The sequence below is a fragment of the Snodgrassella sp. W8124 genome, assembly GCF_016100875.1.
Taxonomy (GTDB): Bacteria; Pseudomonadota; Gammaproteobacteria; order Burkholderiales; family Neisseriaceae; genus Snodgrassella; species Snodgrassella alvi.
The window spans coordinates 95,533-111,375 of record NZ_JACFRP010000001.1; the positions used below are offsets into that span (position 1 = coordinate 95,533).

The following is a 15,843-nucleotide window of genomic DNA, read 5'->3' on the forward strand; positions in this document are numbered from 1 at the left end:
AAAATAACAATGAAACTTAAAAGATTTGTTATGTTTCCGGGGCTATCAGAAGATAGATGCTATTGGCCATACCAATGTACAACAACAGGAATCTGATGTGATCTGTGGTGTAAGAGATTTAAGGAGCGATAATCTGGATTTAAAAATTCTGTATCGTGATATGACAGAAAATCGAGTTACACCACGTCAGCATGGTTTATAATTTGCTGATATATAAAAAATTCTGAAAAATTGTACAAATAAGGAAAGGCTATCCGGATTTTGTAATTAAAAAACATTTCCGATAAACTAACTGAGCATGATTATTGAAAGGATATCAATGAACAGATGCGAGGCTGAGAAAAAAGACAGTAATGATGCCTCGCATAACCATAATGAATTTAAGAATACTGAAGGATTCAAAAAAGTATGCTAGAAATTTAGCAAAAAGATAATGCGTGCAATTTGTTACAGAAAGCCCTCAGTACAGGAGTAGCAGCTCCGGACTGTAATTGTAGTAAAGTGATCCGTATCTGGGATTTCCACAAAACTATATATGGGAATACAGTAGTAGCTTCTAATCCAGATATTTACCGTGACTAAGAAACGTCTTTAGAAATGTAGCAGAATAAAATCTGTAATCAGCCTACGGTAATTTGTATGTTGCTGTTAATAATTCTGCTTTAGAAGTTATCTCCGGCCGGATAACGCAAAAAATAATCAGTACCATGCAGATACTGATTCATGAAATTAATGGCAAACGCTATTTTGTATTTGAAGAAAAGCAACTTAGGCAGAAGTGAATTGCTAAAATCTGTTTACTTATATTTGTCGGTATCGGCGTATATCTGAGCGATTGCCGTGTAATAAACTTGCAGAATAGTGAATATGCAGAGAGAGAGCAGTAATAAAACAATTTAAATGATGAACAACATGTTTGTTCTGTGTATGAAAAACGCGGAATACCTACATATGCAACTTACTTTGTAATGCAACAGCAACAATTGAAATTTTAGTTCAAAACAAAAGGTAAAAATTAATGATGTAAGTATTGATAGTCTGATATATCAGTCCTGAATTTAATTTAATTATTTATTCAGAAAATAGTTGAAATTTATAATTCATGGTAGTTTTACAGGATAATATTTTGATCATTATTAAAAATAGCTAAGAATAAAAGTTAAATGACTGAGGAAATTAAAAGAAACTCTATTAAAATAATAACTGTTTTGCGTAAATAAAATAAGAATATTGACATTAAAGTTAATAATATTCTTATATCATAAAAATAAGCTAAGATGATATAATTTAACCTATATGAATATTTTGATAAATTTTAAAAATAAATAAGCTTATTCGGCAATTTGTTTCAACAATTTATTCAATCGTCCTGTGGCATTTTTATAAGGGGAGGAGGTATTAAACTGAATCATGCGTCCGCGTGTGTATTTTTCATGCCAGGGTGAGCCATACAGCTCTTCATTACTAAAGCTATCAATAAGTGAAATCAGATTCTTTTTGTTGGTCTCCAGAAGCGAGAGTAACTGTTTGAAATCGGTAATGTCCTGATAATCACGATAAAATTTCTGTGCCAGTAATCCCAGTTGATTCCATTTATATCCTGCTTCCGGAAAGGCAATTTTCTGCCCTGACTGTTCCTGTTTATGCCATGACAGCACCAGTTCTCCCCAGCCAATTAAATAAGACACAAGCTGTGCAGCACTCATCATTGTACCTTTAGCATGGCCTTCCATCAGAGGCAGATAGGCTTTCTGTTCAGGTACAGCAGCCAGCTTTTTGGTCAGTAGTGTATAGTTTTTATTAATTGCTTCAATTAGTTCCTGTTTTGATTCTGGTATTGCCATTTGGTTCTCCCTACCTTCAGACATTAACTATATAAACTATGTGGTACAGCATAACATATTTTATGGCAGATAAATGGAGGCGCTATGATGATTCGGAAAATAAAACTACGGCAAAAGGCAGCTTATTTATACAATCATTCTTATGTTCACTGTTATTTTTATTAAACTTTTTATTTATTTATGTATCTTTTGGTTAAATAAATATTAAAAATATTTTGATTTAATTTTTGCTTGTTTATTGTCAATAAATTCGATTGTATTAGATGTTTTAATCCTGCATTTGTGCAGGTATTGATACCTGCTGATTGATGTTTTTATTTATGGGGTTGGTGAAAACAGATGAGTAGGAAAATACCTGAACTGGTGTGCCCGGCAGGTAATTTACCGGCGCTGAAAATGGCAGTAGACCATGGAGCGGATACGGTTTATATGGGGCTGAAGGATGCAACTAATGCACGTAATTTTGCCGGTCTGAATTTTGACTATAAATCAGCCGCTGAGGGAATTGCTTATGCACATCAGTACGGGCGTAAGGTGCTGATGGCAATTAATACTTATGCACAGGCCGGCGATGTACTGAAATGGCAGCAGGCTGTGGATACAGCGGCTGAGCTGGGCGTAGATGCGGTTATTCTGGCTGATCTGGGGATGTTGGCTTATGCGCGAAAAACACATCCTCAGCTGGCATTGCATATGTCGGTACAGGGGTCGGCTACGAATTATGAGGCGATTAATCTGGCTCAGGAGCTGTTTGGTATTAAACGGGTGGTATTGCCGCGGGTGCTGACCTTACCTCAGGTGGAGCAGGTAATTAAACATACTTCTGTAGAAATTGAGGTGTTTGGGTTTGGCAGTTTGTGTGTGATGGTAGAGGGACGCTGTCTGCTTTCAAGTTATGTGACGGGAGAGTCACCTAATACTTTCGGTGTGTGTTCACCGGCAAAATATGTTCGCTGGGAGCAGCATAACAACGGGATGGATGCGCGGCTGAATAATATTCTGATTGACCGGTATATTGTGGATGAGCCGGCCGGTTATCCGACTTTATGCAAAGGGCGGTTTCAGGTAAATCAGGAAACGTATTATGCGCTGGAAGAACCAACCAGTCTGAATGTTATAGAAATTTTGCCGCAATTGCTGGAAATCGGTGTGGCGGCGATTAAGGTGGAAGGCAGGCAGCGCAGTCCGGCCTATACAGCTCAGGTCACTAAGGTATTACGGCAGGCTCTGGATATGGCAATACAAAGTCCGGAACAGTTCAGTGTTAATCCGTTGTGGCAGCAGGCACTGGCCAAAGTCTCAGAAGGCCAGCAGGTAACGCTGGGTGCTTATAACCGGCCGTGGAAATAATAAGGGAATGTAGATGATGCAACAGGGTAAACTGGCTTTATCGTTAGGGCCGATTCTGTTTTTCTGGCATAAGCAGCAGATTGTGGATTTTTACCGGCAGATGGCTGAGCAGCCACTAAAAACGGTTTATATGGGTGAGACGGTATGTTCCCGCCGGCAGGAGCTGAAAGTAGCCGACTGGATTGATTTGGCTCATGATGTTGCTACCAGCGGGCATGAGGTGATTTTATCATCACAGGTGCTGCTGGAGAGTGAATCTGATTTAAAGCGGCTGCGTAAACTGACAGAACAAGCTGATTTTCAGGTAGAGGCTAATGATCTTGCTGCGGTGAGGCTGCTGTATGCAAAGGGAATCCCTTTTGTTGCGGGGCAGGCACTGAATATTTATAACGAGCAGACGCTGGCATTGATGCAGTCACTGGGGGCTTATCGCTGGATTGCTCCGGTTGAGCTGGGCGCAGACCGGCTGGCCAAGATGATTGCGGCAGTGCCGGATATGACTTGTGAGGTATTTGGCTGGGGAAAATTGCCGTTGGCTTATTCTTCACGCTGTTTTACCGCACGGCATTACAATCTGAAAAAAGACAGTTGTGAATTTAAATGTCTGGAACATGCTGATGGTCTGCTGCTGAATACACGCGAAAAGCAGGCTTTTCTGACTATTAACGGGATTCAGACAATGTCTGCCGGCTATCATTCTTTACTCGCCAGTTATCAGCAGTTGATGGCTATTGGTGTGAAGTATTTAAGAATTTCTCCGCAAAAAGAGTATATGGCGGAAGTGATTGAATTGCATCAGCAGGTTCTGGACGGAGCAAAAAAGGCAACTTCTGCTTTATCTGAGCTCAAAATGCATGCAGGTAATGTACTGGTGGATGGTTACTGGCATGGTAAAGCCGGAATTAATCAATGCGAAGGGATGATACATGCAGGTGCCTGATAAAGTAATGCCGGTATTTTTGAAAAAGATAATTTCAGTACTGCCGGCAAAACCACCGGCATGGGTATTGGTTAATACCTTAAATCAGTTACTCAGAAGAGAGATATTACTGGCAGATATGTCTTTGCTGGCCGGACGTCATTTCCGGATTGTAGTATCAGATTTGGGGCTGGATTTATGTTTCAGTGCCAGTAACGAGCGTTTTATGGCTGCTGATGCTGCTGGTGTGGTGGATTTATGTCTGAGTGCCAATACCGCCGATTTTATGAAGATGCTATTGCGCCAGGAAGATCCGGATACACTGTTTTTCAATCGCCGGTTAAAAATTGAGGGTGATACAGAACTGGGATTAGTGGTAAAAAATCTGCTCGACAGTATTGACTGGTCGACTGTTCCTGTTATGAAGTCACTGGTAGGGCAGTAGCTACAGGCTGTGATTCAGGAACTGTCACAGCAGCCGGTATCTGGTTATGATACCGGCTTTTTACATAGGCTGTTACTAGTCTAAAGGACGGCGGCAGGCAATCATGTAATTGACATCCAGACTGTCGGTAAGGTAATAGCGTCTGGTTAACGGGTTGTAGGTAAAGCCACTGCTACCCAGCCATTCCAGACCAGCCTGACGGCACAGGCGTGCCAGTTCTGCCGGCGTGATGAATTTGCGGTGATCATGGGTGCCATGCGGCATCAGTTGCAAGATGTATTCTGCTGCAATGATGGCTTGCATGTATGATTTGATATTGCGGTTGATAGTGGAAAAACAAACTACGCCGCCAGGTTGGACTAATTGTGCACAGGCATGCACTACACTGCCCGGATCGGGTACATGTTCCAGCATCTCCATACAGGTAACTGCTCCGAAGCCGGCCGGCATTTCTGCAGCTAAATCTTCTACACTGACCATACGGTAGCTTACGTTGCCAACATGTTCCTGCATAGCGTGTAACTGGGCGATTTTCAGGGATTTTTTGGCTAAATCAATACCAGTAACGCTACTGGCACCGGCTTTTGCCATGGCTTCGCTCAGAATTCCGCCGCCGCAGCCTACATCCAGTACATCTTTACCGGCCAGCCGAGCATAACTATCAATAAAACTGAGCCGCAAGGGATTAATGTCATGCAGAGGTTTAAACTCGCTCTCTTTGTCCCACCACTTATGTGCCAGCTGGCTGAATTTGTCGATTTCGCCGGCATCGACGTTGGCGGGTGTGGCCGGCAGACTGGTTTGTTGCTCTACTGGAGTATTCATAATTGTTATTCCTTTGTTGCAGTGGATTTAACCCACAAGGCGATGATGTTGTTTTTTTCACGCGGACGGGCGCCAGACCAGATTTCATGCCATTCAGGCGGCGGAGTGGTTTTGGAGTCTCTGCTGATCAGACGATAGTTACAGTGCGGATTATCCGGCAGCAGAGGAATCCAGCTATATTGCTGCCATGCAATACGCATGCTAAAGCTATTCTGGTTAACGCTGATGCAGTCATGCATATTAATAAAAGCCTGTTGTTGTTCTTCGCTCAGACTGTTTTGCATTTGCTGGACAACCGGCCGGGCGGATTTGGCTGCATCCAGCCATGGTAAGAACAGAGTAAGCAGCAGTGACCACACCAGTAATACGCCGGCAGCCCAGTTAGTGACTGCCTGTCTGCCGCGGATATGCTGGCGGGTAATTGCCCATAGCCATAATGGTGTCAGTACGCAGGCAACAATTACTGGAAAGTAGTTTACATCGTAGCGGTAGTACGGGCTGAAATAAACTGCCCGTTCAGCCAGTTTGGCCGGCCAGCCGTAATTCATGGCAATAAAGCCCAGCCAGAGAAATACAGCCAGAAAGCCGAAAGCCATAATGCCGAACCAGTTGAGAAATGCTATGGCGTTGCGACGCAGGGCATCCAGCTGTGCTGCTCCTAATACAGCCAGCGGTGGCAGGACAAATACTAATAAATCCTGATATTGCTGCGGCAGCAGAGCAAATACAAGCAGAGACAGGCTCAGCCAGATAATACCGAGAATACCCCAGCGCAGATTGTTCAGTTTGCAGCGTGTGGCTGTCCAGATGGCTAATGGCCATGCAGGGAAAGCAAACCAGATAAGATTTTTCAGGTAATACCCAAGTGAGAAATGTGCCTCAAAATGGCTGAAACCGCCAAATGGTGCGAGGGCATGGTATTGCCACCACAAATTGAATATATTGGCAGCGGTCTGATGTAAGGCCAGTGGCCAGATCAGCATCAGCGGTAAAGCACAGAGCAGGGAGATGAGTAATACCAGATGGTAGCGCCGGCTTTGCCATTTCGAATGCAGCAGCAGGCTGAATGCAATCAGAATCAGCAATAGCGGCCAGAGTAAACTGCCGGTTAAAGACAGAACTGCCAGACCGCCGCCGAGCATCATGCTGGCCATCATAATACGCCGTTCCGCCAGCGCAAAACCATACCAGCACATGGATGCACCAAGACAGAGAATCATGCTGTCGTTAATAAAGTGTGCCGGTATCAGCAGACCGGTACATCCTAATAAAATCAGTACGGCAATCCGGCCGTAGCCTCGCCCGAGAAATTCGCGTGCGGAACCGCCAATACAGGAAAACGTGAGTACTATGAGGATAACATTGGTAAGACGGGTGGCTTCATAGACATCCATGCGTTTCGGGCTGAATAAGTGCTGACATAAGACTGCCAGCCATGTATATAAGGGAGAAGCTTCCCAGTTTATCTCACCAAAAATAGTTGGAACTGCCCAGTTTGAAGTTTGCCACTGACTGACGGTAGTAAACAGATAAGGTTCACCTGGTGTCCATAAATCATGATGCAGTACACCCGGCCACAGCCACACAAATACCAGTAACAGCAGCAGCCATGAACGTTTTTTGTTCATCTGAGGTGAACTGCCGGATTTTGCGGGGGTATAGGTAAGCATGTGATTCTGACTGTAATAAATAATAAGTAAACGGGCTTAATGTTAGCTGAAAATGCAGCAGGCAGCCAGTTGTGGCTGCCTGTAGTCTGTATGATTAATGTAAATACTGGTTTTAATCGATATGTTTGCTGAGATTCACCTTGTCGAGAGGTACTTTACGAGTATGGTAGCGCAACTTGTGATACAGATAGAATGCTGCGAATACCGGCAGCCCCATATAGGTAATTGCAAAGCGCTGCCATTTAAAATCACCATGCAATAGTAACTGGCTGTCCTGACCGATTATCACCAGAATACACAGTAAAAGCGCCAAAATGGGGCCAAACGGAAACCATTTGGCACGATAAACCAGAGAATTCACATCATTACCCTGCCGCACAAAAGCACGCCGGAAACGATAGTGGCTGATGGCAATACCTAGCCAGGCAATAAAACCGGTAAGACCGGATGCCGCAACAATGTATTCGTATGCACCTTCATCGACACTTTCCAGCAGGAAAATAGCCAGTACGACAATTGCTGTTGCCAGCAATGCCAGTACAGGTACACCGCGACGGTTTACTTCAGCAAAAGTGCGGTGAGCCATGCCGTCTTTACCCATTGCATACAACATACGGGTAGATGCATAAAGACCGGAATTGCCGGCAGAAAGAATAGAAGTCAGAATCACAGTGTTCATTATGGCTGCGGCAAAAGCCAGACCGGCACGCTCAAATACCAGTGTAAAGGGCGATTTTGCAACCTGATCCACATCTGCACCGAGCAGAGCATCGCTGTTATAAGGAATAAGCAGACCTATTACCAGCATGGCCAGAATATAAAAAATCAGAATGCGCCAGAAAACCTGTTTGATTGCTTTGGGAATACTTTCCTGCGGGTTTTCTGACTCACCGGCAGTAATACCGATAAGTTCTGTTCCCTGAAATGAGAAACCGGCAATCAGAAATACACCGAGTACGGTAAAAAATCCGCCCGACCAGCCATGTCCGAGAATCGGTGCGTCGCCGATAGTGAAATTACTTAAGCCTATATACTGGCCGCCAAGAATACCGAAAATAGTCAGTACACCCACGCCCAGAAACACAATTACCGTAACTACTTTAATCAGAGCAAACCAGTATTCTGATTCGCCGTAGGCTCGTACAGATAAAATATTCAGCAGAAACACGAGAGCAAAAAACAGCAAACTCCAGCTCCATGCCGGCATAAAGCGCAATGGTTCCCAGTAGGTAATAACCAGTGAAGCTATGGAAATATCGGCTGCAACGGTAATAACCCAGTTAAACCAGTAGTTCCAGCCCAGTGCAAATCCCAGTGACGGATCCACAAAACGGGCGGCATAGGTAGAGAAGGAACCAGAGGTAGGCAGATAAGTTGCCATTTCCCCGAGCGAGGTCATCAGGAAATACACCATAACCCCGATAGCCATATACGCCAGCAGTGCTCCTCCCGGCCCGGCATCGTGAATGGCACTGCCGCTGGCCATGAATAATCCCGTACCAATACTGCCGCCAATGGCAATCATTGACAGATGGCGGGTTTTCAGATGGCGTTTAACTTGATTGGAAGAGGAGTTAGCGTCTGTCATTCTGGTATTGAGTAAATAATCTCTGGTATACATGAATGTATGGCAGTATCCGGCATACATTCATTACTCTGATACCGGCATAATGATGCAACGGCACCATCTGAAACAATGTCCAGTGTGCTATACCAAAGTGGATTGCAGATTAATGTATAAACAGCATTTGCCGGAGTTATTATCCTTTTTGCATATACTGTTTTGCTGTAAAAACGTTCATTATAACAAATGTATTGTTGACTGGCAGGATTATTCAGCGATTGCGTTGAGCAGGGCAGTATTTACCACTATTTAACATGATAAGATTTTCCGGCCAGCGCAATGCGGCCAGATGCATCCGGCTGTCTGCCGGTAAGATGGCATTTTTGCGCTCACGCCAGCGGGCACCTATGGAAAAATCCACACAGAATACCTGTTGCTGCTTACCCAGCCAGTGAGTTGGCGGTTCGGGAAACAGATCTTTGCGATGTTCGGCCACGCCTGCTGTGCCATACCAGCTGCGCCAGTAATGCCCGATAATTACCGCCACCGGATCAGTATATTGCTGCCACCACGGCTTTCTTACCGTAAATCGCCAGCGGCCGTTTATATAAAATGGCTGCTGAGTTAAAGCCTGAATACCGCTGGTCAGTGCACGTATAGGATTATGGCAGCTACGTAATAAATCATAATGAGCAACACCGGGCTGAAATGGCATGGTATAGTTTTCATCTTCCAGTTCTGTTTTTAGCTGCTGTGTTTCCTGTATATAAGATTCGTACCATTCAGTCTGACGAAAATCATCAAAAAAACGGTTCTCCCAGTAGTGATACTGTTTAATCAGAGATTTTTCGCCACAATGAATCAGTTTATCAATGCTGTCCGGCAGCCATGCGGCATGAACAATGCGTAAATCGTCGCGTTGCAGAATTAATGGCCATTGTGCCATGGTTTCCTGTAGTTGCCTGCGCTTGTCTTTCGGATAATGCTGCCATGGTGCAAAATATGTTTCGTCCTGCGGACGGTTGTCAAAATACCAGCCCGAACCGTCTTTAGGATCATCAATCAATAAATTCAGTTCATGATTGCCAATAATGGTAAATGCATTTTCAGCTGCGACCGCTTGAATTACCCAGTCGAGTACAGCCGGACTATCCGGTCCCCGATCACATAAATCGCCGACAAATACCAGTTTTCTGCCATGTTTATGCCGTCCGTTCTCATCATAACCGAGAAAGTGCAATAATTGCTGTAAAGCTTCCCACTCGCCATGCACATCACCAATAACATCCAGTGCAGTACTGGCAGGAAGAGGACGTATAAATGAACATGAATCAGAATACATATATGTGGCCTGTCAAACAGACCTGACAGCTGTCTGTAGGGATATTTCTTTGTTATAAAACAAAATTTAATGCATCAAAGTTATTAAACATAGCACAAAAATTTTACGTATGCCAAATTTACTGCAATTAATCTCTCATTTTATGTGATTATTACCAGTATGAATAAAAATATGAATAAAATATTTAATTTCATATGGTTGCTTTTTAGAAACAGGCGGAGAATAATTTTTATGTTATATGGATATAGATTGCTTTTGCCAAACTGTCTGATTTGGGCTAAAATCTGCCACTCTTAATATTTATCAGCATCCATAGCTCAGTTGGAAGAGTGTCGGTTTCCGAAGCCGGAGGTCACAGGTTCGATCCCTGTTGGGTGCACCAGAATTTTTTTAAGGGCTTTTAGTTTTCTAAAAGCCCTTAAATTTTATGTGTATCAATTATTTTTGTTGATAAAGATATTTGATTTTAAATAACCTGTTACATTCTTTAATCATCAAATCATAATTGTTGCTATCATAATGTATTCATAATTATCTCTTATTTTGTTGCAAAGACTTTGAGTAATACATTCTGAACTATTTGCCTTGCCGAAAAAATTTATTAATTATTTAATTTAATATCAATAATAGTTTAAACTGTTTTGGATAAAAAATTCTGATGGCATTTGATTTGTATAAATAGAGAGATTTTTCATGTTAGTGTCAAAAAAAGCCCAAGGGCATTTGATTGCGCTGTTTACGATATTTATCTGGGGAACAACCTATATTTCCACCAAGGTTTTACTGACAGAATTCAAACCTATAGAAATTCTATTTTTCCGATTTATGCTGGGTTACTTTACACTGTGGGTTCTGGCTCCTCATTTTTTGAGTTGGCAGGGCATCAGGAAAGAGCTTTTGTTTATGGCTGCCGGTTTTTGTGGAGTCACCTGCTATTTTTTATGTGAGAATATTGCATTAACTTATACAACAGCTTCTAATGTGGGTGTAATCGCCAGTCTGGCTCCGGTATTTACCGCCATTTTAGCGATGTTCTTTTTAAAAGCAGAAACACCTTCTCTGCGTTTTTATATTGGCTGTCTGCTGGCAGTTTTTGGTGTGGTCTTAATTAGTTTTAATGGTAAGTTTGTTCTTTCTCTGAATCCGCTCGGTGATTTTCTGGCAGTTGTAGCCTGTCTGTTCTGGGCTGGTTATTCGATTTTAACCAAAAAAAGCAGCAGTTTTGATTGCAATATTATTTTACTGACCAGACGCTTCTTTTTTTATGGCTTGATTCTGATGTTGCCTGCATTGTATTTATTTAATTTTGAATGGGGACTGGTACGTTTTTACAAGCCGGTTAATATGCTTAATATCCTGTTTTTAGGAGTAGGTGCTTCTGCAATCTGCTTTGTTTCATGGAATTATGCAGTTAAGTTAGTCGGGGCTGTTAAAATCAGTATTTATATTTATTTAGTACCTATTATTACAATAATCAGTGCGGTACTTATTTTGAAAGAACCATTTAACTTAATTGCTGCTGTGGGTACATTGCTGACATTAAGTGGTGTGGTATTGTCACAGGGTAAGAGGAGTAAAAAGCTGTAATTACTATGTATTTTGATGATGATTAGAATTTTACTGTGCCAAAAAGCTCCGTGAATTAAGGAGCTTTTCAATTTAAAATGTCAATGCTGATAATTAATAGGTTGGTACACTTGCATCTACTTCATGTGACCATGCATTGATACCGCCATTGAGATTATAGAGATTTTCAAAGCCGGCTTCCTGCAGATATAAAGCTACCTGCATGCTGCGCATACCAAGGTGGCAATATAAGACGATGGGTTTATCATCCGGTAATTCATTCTGGCGTAACGGAATCATATTCATCGGAATGTGTATAGAGCCAGGTATAGCTGCATACTGAACTTCATTATCTTCCCGAACGTCGAGTAAGACAAAATCCTGATTTTGCTGTTGCCATTGCTGCAATTGGACAGCGTTCAATGTTTGGATACTCATATTATAAACTGATTTGTGAAATGTCATTTATGGTTTAAATTATAGAAACTGATTTATTCCTCAAATTCTACTCGTACGTATTCAACCATAAAATTGGATAAGTTATCTACCTCAATGTATTCTCTTACTATAGGAAGAGTAATTTAAGCGTTTAGATTGTTATAATTATATTGCTTAATCAAAAATCTTCCGTTTGTTTTTTGTCTTAAACTGAGTCAGCATTCATAATTTAAAGCTCTCGCTAAGATGGTGATAAAAATCTTCATTTGAAAGTTTCTGACAAAACTATCTTGAAACTCCATCATGGTTTTATCTCTTTTTAGTTTATTCTGTCTGACTTTTTAGTATGTCCTATTTCTAATGAGAAATTCACTGTCACAGTAAGCGGTTTTAGAGGAAAGTAATGTCTGTACCGCGCTAATTATGATAATGTTTTGTCAAATGGCATATATAATCACTATACTTTGTTCTAGTGATGGTTGGTAGTAATCAGACGATAACTGAAAGAGGATAAAACCAAAGCAGGTTTTGGTTTGATACATGAAATATACTATTGACTAGTGCTTTATCTAGCAGGAAAAAGTCTGGCGGGCAGGGTGTTAAAAGAAATGTGTTCTCATAATTATCATTTGAGATACACACTATGCTTTGGAAAAGAGACTTACACCTGCATATCGACAGTGTAATTAAAATAGAGTCAACAAATTGATTGCCTTAAATACAAGTTTGCGCTGCTTTTTGTCGTTTACTCTTGCAGATTATTGCTGGTGGGATTAAGGCAATCACAAAAATTATTTGGGCTGCCACTTGCCATCTTTACCTTTATGGTAAGTTTTTTCTACTGCCGCCCACGCAACTTTATATGCAATGGTTTCGGCATCGCTGTTATCGCGGCGTTTTTTCGGATCCTGATATTCCTGAATTGCGTGATTAAAAGCTTCTTTGAAAATATCCTGTGCATGTTCAGGCAATGCCTGTTTTACTGCTGCCGGTAAGTCTGCGCGGGTTTGATAAGGCATGATTCTGCTCCTGAAGATAAAATTATTTTAAATATTACCAGAGCAATGAAATAAGTATTCGAAATTTCGGAATATCTTTTTTATTTTACAGTTTTTAAAACAATGTGTTGCTGTTTTTCAATATACCGGCTTATGGTTGCCGGGATTGCTATTTAAAGTAGTATCAGACAAAAAAATAAAAAATAAATTTATCTGTTAAATACTGATATTAATTAAAGTTTGCGGATGATTATTGATAGCCTGTCAGGTGTATATTGTCTTAAAAAAAAGAATTTTCTGATAGCAGCACAATTTTCAAAATGATAAATTGCGCTGCTTATTTTGAATTAAAGCTTGTTCAGAATTTAAACTGACTTGGTGCAGGTATTTCTAAGCTATGTAGAGCCGGTGCTACAGTTTCAAATAATACAGTTTCTCTAAGCTGATTATTCTGGCGTTCAAATAAAATAGCACGCATTACCGGCGCTTCACCGATAATAGCAACCATGCGACCATCCTCTGCCAGCTGATCCAGTAATAAATCAGGTAGTTTTGGTAATGAACCGCCAACATAAATGGCACTGAATGGTGCGCCGGGGAGTTTGTCCGCCAAGCCATCACAGGTTTTATAGCTGATATTAGTATAGTCCATATCACTAAGTATTAGCTGGGCGCGCTGTTGTTGTTCAGCATCAATATCAACACTGATTACTTTACCGGCCATTTTTGCCAGTATGGCTGTAGCATAGCCGGAGCCTGTGCCGATTTCTACTACAGTATCGGTCAGATTAAGTTTCAGTGCCTGAATCATTCTGGCCACGACTTTGGGTTCAAGCATTTTGCCACCGTTAGCCAGCCCGAGTGCCTGATCGGTATAGGCTACTTCCTGCTGCTGAGGCAGGACAAAACGTTCACGCGGAATGTCGGACAGGACATCCAGTAAATCAAAATCTAATACGTCCCAAGGACGGATTTGCTGCTCAACCATGTTATAGCGGGCGGTATTGAAATCCATGTCTGCTCCGAAATGCTGATACCCGCCGGGCGGGTGGGTAGTAAGTGGGTTCAGAAAAGCAATATGCTCTGTTATTAGACTATTGTATACGAATATCGTTTAAGTTGATTATAAAACTATTTACGGTGCGGCAGTAGGGTATTGGTAAATCAATTCTGCTGTTCAGATTACAGGTAGTCAGACAGAATCATGTCTGATGCTTTTTCTAGCATGGAAAAAAATCATATGGCTATTTATTCAATACGATATAAGATAATTGTTTTTAATCTGTTTTTTGGGGGGGCGGATAAGTAGATTTCCTTATGGCTGTTTTCTATTATTTTCTTTCTATTATGAAGATATAAAGAATAAATCTGGTCAACAGAATTATTTTGATGAAGTTAAGACAATATTTACCTTGGGTTAAGTGTGTATAGTTGCAGTTAAACATGTGCTTAATTCTGAGTAATGATAAGGCACAGATGGTAATTTTCCGTTACAATGCCGCCATTTTAAAGCTGAAGCTAATTTATGGCATGAATAATAGCTTTCTGTCATAGCCATACGCTCAGGTTTGGCATGTTATTTGTCTTAAGGGAAAATATATGTGGCAGCAAAAGTGGGTAATAGGCAATTGGAAAATGAATGGCAGTAATGCAGCTAACCGCACGCTGCTGCAAGAATTGCTTCAACCTGTAAACGCAGCTGCGGCACAGGTATATTGTGGTATTGCCACCCCGAATGTTTATCTTGCCGGTATCAAAGAATTTGCTGCCAATACAGCACTGGCTGTAGGTGCGGAAGATGTCAGCCGGTTTGCTGTTAATGGTGCTTTTACCGGTGAAGTAAGTGCACAGATGCTGGCTGATGTCGGAGCACAGTTTGTGCTGGTCGGACACTCGGAGCGCAGACAGTATTTTCAGGAAGATAATCCTATTCTGCTGGAAAAGATGCAGAACAGTATTGCAGCAGGATTGCTGCCTATTTTGTGTGTTGGCGAAACACTTGCCGAACGGGACGCCGGACAGGAAGAGCAGGTAGTAGCTGCACAGTTGTCATTGCTGGCAGAGGCAGATCTGAGTGAAGTAGCGGTGGCATATGAGCCGGTATGGGCAATAGGGACGGGAAAAGTTCCGGTTACAGAACAGATTGCCGCCATGCATGAGTTAATTTACCGGCAAATCTTGTCTTTATGTGGTAAAGATGTTAAAATCCGCGTCCTTTATGGCGGTAGTGTCAATGCGGGCAACGCGGCTGAAATTCTGGCTGTGTCACATGTTGACGGTGCTCTGGTTGGCGGTGCCTCATTGCAGGCTGACAGTTTTGCCGCTATTATTCAGGCTGCATATGCGCCTGCTTGATAAAAGTTGATATCATGGAAGCATTTAAAACCCTTATTTTAATCGTGAATATTTTCGCGGCGCTGAGTGTTATTGTGCTGGTGCTGATGCAGCAGGGCAAAGGTGCTGATGCGGGCGCAGCATTTGGTTCCGGTAGTGCTCAGGGTGTTTTTGGTGCAGCCGGCAATGCAAATTTCCTCAGTCGCAGCACAGCAATTGCTGCTACTGTATTCTTTGTTACCTGTTTAGCTTTAGGCTATATTTCCACACACCGGCACAGCGGGCTGGATTTTAGTAACGTGAAACCGAAGCAACAGGTAGTAGTACCGGCAGCCACACCTGCCAGTGCGCCAGCCGTACCGGCAAAACCGGCACAAAAACCGCTGATACCGGAATAAACAGTTTTTACAGTTAATTGCCGACATGGTGAAATTGGTAGACACGCCATCTTGAGGGGGTGGTGACCTCAGGTCGTACGAGTTCGATTCTCGTTGTCGGCACCATATAAAAATTAACAATTTATATTTTGTACATCGTATATACGAATG

Annotated in this window: 15 protein-coding genes and 2 tRNA genes; 9 read left to right on the plus strand and 8 right to left on the minus strand. The window is 42.1% G+C overall.

Annotated elements, in window-relative coordinates:
* Window positions 1-25 precede the first annotated feature (25 nt).
* Window positions 26-202 carry a hypothetical protein gene (locus H3U73_RS00380; protein ID WP_158500020.1) on the plus strand — a complete coding sequence of 59 codons (177 nt, stop codon included), beginning with the start codon at window positions 26-28 and terminating at the stop codon, window positions 200-202.
* Between the two features lie 1,129 nt (window positions 203-1,331).
* Here H3U73_RS00380 and H3U73_RS00385 read toward each other — a convergent pair.
* Complete coding sequence (locus H3U73_RS00385; protein ID WP_084551719.1) at window positions 1,332-1,844, minus strand: ClbS/DfsB family four-helix bundle protein; 513 nt, start codon at window positions 1,842-1,844, stop codon at window positions 1,332-1,334.
* Window positions 1,845-2,183: 339 nt separating this feature from the next.
* Here H3U73_RS00385 and H3U73_RS00390 point away from each other — a divergent pair, with 339 nt between their 5' ends.
* From H3U73_RS00390 to H3U73_RS00400, 3 genes are read left to right on the plus strand one after another with little or no spacing between them, the layout of a single operon-like run.
* Complete coding sequence (locus H3U73_RS00390; RefSeq protein WP_198189778.1) at window positions 2,184-3,194, plus strand: peptidase U32 family protein; 1,011 nt, start codon at window positions 2,184-2,186, stop codon at window positions 3,192-3,194.
* Window positions 3,195-3,210: 16 nt separating this feature from the next.
* On the plus strand, window positions 3,211-4,134 hold the full coding sequence (locus tag H3U73_RS00395; RefSeq protein WP_198190319.1) for a U32 family peptidase: 924 nt from the start codon (window positions 3,211-3,213) through the stop codon (window positions 4,132-4,134).
* Window positions 4,121-4,558 (plus strand): SCP2 domain-containing protein, encoded by a 438-nt coding sequence (locus H3U73_RS00400; protein ID WP_096766216.1) that lies wholly within the window; start codon window positions 4,121-4,123, stop codon window positions 4,556-4,558. Before H3U73_RS00395 ends, H3U73_RS00400 begins: the two co-directional genes overlap by 14 nt.
* Before the next feature lie 75 nt (window positions 4,559-4,633).
* Here the strand turns inward: H3U73_RS00400 and ubiG are convergent, their stop codons facing one another.
* The 4 genes from ubiG to H3U73_RS00420 all read right to left on the minus strand — a co-directional run bounded on the left by ubiG (window position 4,634) and on the right by H3U73_RS00420 (window position 9,959).
* On the minus strand, window positions 4,634-5,383 hold the full coding sequence (gene ubiG / locus H3U73_RS00405) for a bifunctional 2-polyprenyl-6-hydroxyphenol methylase/3-demethylubiquinol 3-O-methyltransferase UbiG (RefSeq protein WP_198189780.1): 750 nt from the start codon (window positions 5,381-5,383) through the stop codon (window positions 4,634-4,636).
* Between the two features lie 5 nt (window positions 5,384-5,388).
* Entirely contained in the window at window positions 5,389-7,053 is a 1,665-nt protein-coding gene (locus H3U73_RS00410; protein ID WP_198189782.1) for a glycosyltransferase family 39 protein, read from the minus strand.
* 112 nt (window positions 7,054-7,165) lie between these two features.
* Window positions 7,166-8,578, minus strand: a complete 1,413-nt coding sequence (locus H3U73_RS00415; protein WP_219999562.1) for an amino acid permease — start codon at window positions 8,576-8,578, stop codon at window positions 7,166-7,168.
* 310 nt (window positions 8,579-8,888) lie between these two features.
* Entirely contained in the window at window positions 8,889-9,959 is a 1,071-nt protein-coding gene (locus tag H3U73_RS00420; protein WP_198189784.1) for a metallophosphoesterase, read from the minus strand.
* A 306-nt stretch (window positions 9,960-10,265) separates the two neighbouring features.
* On the opposite strand from H3U73_RS00420, the gene H3U73_RS00425 reads away from it, so the two are divergent.
* Window positions 10,266-10,341, plus strand: a tRNA-Arg gene (locus tag H3U73_RS00425).
* 311 nt (window positions 10,342-10,652) lie between these two features.
* Window positions 10,653-11,546, plus strand: coding sequence for a DMT family transporter (locus tag H3U73_RS00430; RefSeq protein WP_198189786.1), 894 nt, complete (start codon window positions 10,653-10,655; stop codon window positions 11,544-11,546).
* Between the two features lie 93 nt (window positions 11,547-11,639).
* On the opposite strand, the gene H3U73_RS00435 is transcribed toward H3U73_RS00430, so the two are convergent.
* The 3 genes from H3U73_RS00435 to H3U73_RS00445 all read right to left on the minus strand — a co-directional run bounded on the left by H3U73_RS00435 (window position 11,640) and on the right by H3U73_RS00445 (window position 13,976).
* Complete coding sequence (locus H3U73_RS00435; RefSeq protein WP_025331462.1) at window positions 11,640-11,963, minus strand: rhodanese-like domain-containing protein; 324 nt, start codon at window positions 11,961-11,963, stop codon at window positions 11,640-11,642.
* A gap of 791 nt (window positions 11,964-12,754) precedes the next feature.
* Entirely contained in the window at window positions 12,755-12,982 is a 228-nt protein-coding gene (locus H3U73_RS00440) for a ChaB family protein (protein WP_025331461.1), read from the minus strand.
* 337 nt (window positions 12,983-13,319) lie between these two features.
* The gene (locus tag H3U73_RS00445; protein WP_037393349.1) at window positions 13,320-13,976 is read right to left on the minus strand and encodes a protein-L-isoaspartate O-methyltransferase; all 657 of its coding nucleotides are present in this window, start codon (window positions 13,974-13,976) and stop codon (window positions 13,320-13,322) included.
* A 584-nt stretch (window positions 13,977-14,560) separates the two neighbouring features.
* Between H3U73_RS00445 and tpiA the strand changes: the two genes are divergently transcribed.
* The 3 genes from tpiA to H3U73_RS00460 all read left to right on the plus strand — a co-directional run bounded on the left by tpiA (window position 14,561) and on the right by H3U73_RS00460 (window position 15,798).
* On the plus strand, window positions 14,561-15,316 hold the full coding sequence (gene tpiA, locus H3U73_RS00450; protein WP_198189788.1) for a triose-phosphate isomerase: 756 nt from the start codon (window positions 14,561-14,563) through the stop codon (window positions 15,314-15,316).
* A gap of 14 nt (window positions 15,317-15,330) precedes the next feature.
* Window positions 15,331-15,693: a preprotein translocase subunit SecG gene (secG, locus tag H3U73_RS00455; RefSeq protein ID WP_025331458.1), complete on the plus strand. Its 363-nt coding sequence runs from the start codon at window positions 15,331-15,333 to the stop codon at window positions 15,691-15,693.
* A gap of 19 nt (window positions 15,694-15,712) precedes the next feature.
* Window positions 15,713-15,798 (plus strand) — tRNA-Leu (locus H3U73_RS00460).
* Window positions 15,799-15,843: the final 45 nt, after the last annotated feature.

What these genes read in the sequence shown, in the direction of transcription:
- H3U73_RS00440 (WP_025331461.1), bottom strand. Translation starts at nt 12,982, where the DNA reads ATGCCTTATCAAACCCGCGCAGACTTACCGGCAGCAGTAAAACAGGCA.
- H3U73_RS00395 (WP_198190319.1), top strand. Translation starts at nt 3,211, where the DNA reads ATGCAACAGGGTAAACTGGCTTTATCGTTAGGGCCGATTCTGTTTTTC.
- ubiG (WP_198189780.1), bottom strand. Translation starts at nt 5,383, where the DNA reads ATGAATACTCCAGTAGAGCAACAAACCAGTCTGCCGGCCACACCCGCC.
- H3U73_RS00410 (WP_198189782.1), bottom strand. Translation starts at nt 7,053, where the DNA reads ATGCTTACCTATACCCCCGCAAAATCCGGCAGTTCACCTCAGATGAAC.
- H3U73_RS00445 (WP_037393349.1), bottom strand. Translation starts at nt 13,976, where the DNA reads ATGGATTTCAATACCGCCCGCTATAACATGGTTGAGCAGCAAATCCGT.
- H3U73_RS00435 (WP_025331462.1), bottom strand. Translation starts at nt 11,963, where the DNA reads ATGAGTATCCAAACATTGAACGCTGTCCAATTGCAGCAATGGCAACAG.
- secG (WP_025331458.1), top strand. Translation starts at nt 15,331, where the DNA reads ATGGAAGCATTTAAAACCCTTATTTTAATCGTGAATATTTTCGCGGCG.
- H3U73_RS00420 (WP_198189784.1), bottom strand. Translation starts at nt 9,959, where the DNA reads ATGTATTCTGATTCATGTTCATTTATACGTCCTCTTCCTGCCAGTACT.
- H3U73_RS00385 (WP_084551719.1), bottom strand. Translation starts at nt 1,844, where the DNA reads ATGGCAATACCAGAATCAAAACAGGAACTAATTGAAGCAATTAATAAA.
- H3U73_RS00390 (WP_198189778.1), top strand. Translation starts at nt 2,184, where the DNA reads ATGAGTAGGAAAATACCTGAACTGGTGTGCCCGGCAGGTAATTTACCG.
- H3U73_RS00415 (WP_219999562.1), bottom strand. Translation starts at nt 8,578, where the DNA reads ATGATTGCCATTGGCGGCAGTATTGGTACGGGATTATTCATGGCCAGC.
- tpiA (WP_198189788.1), top strand. Translation starts at nt 14,561, where the DNA reads ATGTGGCAGCAAAAGTGGGTAATAGGCAATTGGAAAATGAATGGCAGT.
- H3U73_RS00400 (WP_096766216.1), top strand. Translation starts at nt 4,121, where the DNA reads ATGCAGGTGCCTGATAAAGTAATGCCGGTATTTTTGAAAAAGATAATT.
- H3U73_RS00430 (WP_198189786.1), top strand. Translation starts at nt 10,653, where the DNA reads ATGTTAGTGTCAAAAAAAGCCCAAGGGCATTTGATTGCGCTGTTTACG.